The 1,119-nt window shown below is 66.1% G+C and carries 1 protein-coding gene; it reads right to left on the bottom strand.

Annotated elements, in window-relative coordinates; all coding sequences use genetic code 11:
- Nucleotides 1-32: 32 nt before the first annotated feature.
- A protein-coding gene (locus ACYU7L_RS16515) for an IS3 family transposase (protein WP_460798860.1) occupies nt 33-1,119 on the bottom strand; the annotation gives its coding sequence in 2 pieces (ribosomal slippage) (nt 33-941 and nt 944-1,119; 1,085 coding nt annotated over the 2 pieces). This gene is flagged as partial in the annotation.

Raw genomic sequence — 1,119 nt, forward strand, 5'->3', positions numbered from 1 at the left:
GGGACTGCTGCACGATCAGGTGACAGGTTGGGTCACGCAGCCTGAGTGGCTGGCGCGGTCATGATGGTCTCGTACTCGATGGGAGTCAATCGCCCGAGAGCGGCCTGTCTGCGGCGGCGGTGGTAGGTCCTTTCGATCCATCGCACGATCGCCATGCGGAGCTCTTCGCGGGTGGCCCAGGTGCGGCGGTCCAGCACGTTCTTCTGCAGTAGGGCGAAGAAGGACTCCATGGCGGCGTTGTCGCCGGCGGCGCCGACGCGGCCCATGGATCCGACCATGTCGTGACGGTTGAGCGCGTGCACGAATTTCCGGCTGCGGAATTGAGAGCCGCGGTCGCTGTGGACGACGCAACCGGCGACATCTACCCGGCGAGCCACTGCGTTGTTGAGCGCGGTCACCGCGAGCCGCGACTTCATCCGGGAGTCGATGGAGTAGCCGACGATGCGGTTGGAGTAGGCGTCCTTGATCGCGCATAGGTAGAGCTTGCCCTCACCGGTGCGGTGTTCGGTGATGTCGGTCAGCCACAGCTGGTTCGGGGCGTCGGCGTTGAACTCGTGCCGGACGACGCCGTGCTTGTCGATGACCGCGCAGAGGTCGTCATGGACCGGCGGGCCGGGCTTCTTGCCGCCCTTGGCGTGCTTGGGCTTGCCGAAGGCGCTCCACCAGCCGTTGGTCGAGCAGATCCGCCAGGCCGTTCGAGCGGTCATGACCTCGCCCGCGTCGTAGGCCTCATCGACGAGGAATCGGTAGCCGAACTCCGGATCGTCTCGGTGCGCGTCGAACAGGGCGTTGGCGCGGTATGCCTGCTCGAGTTCGGCGTCAGTGACCGGGTTGGCCAGCCAGCGGTAGTAGGGCTGGCGGGCGATCTTGAGGACCCGGCACGTCACCGTGACGGGGACACCGTCCACGGCCAGCTCGCGGACGAGCGGGTACATCATTTTCCCGGCAGGTTCGCCTGCGACAGGTACGCGGCCGCACGACGCAGCACTTCGTTCTCCTGCTCGAGCAGCCGGATCCGCTTCTTGGCCTCACGCAACTCGGCATTGTCGCTCGCAGTCACGCCCGGCTTCACGCCGTCCTCGACATCGGCGGTCTTCATCCAGTTCGTCAGGCACGACT

This window comes from Nocardioides pacificus (assembly GCF_054775955.1).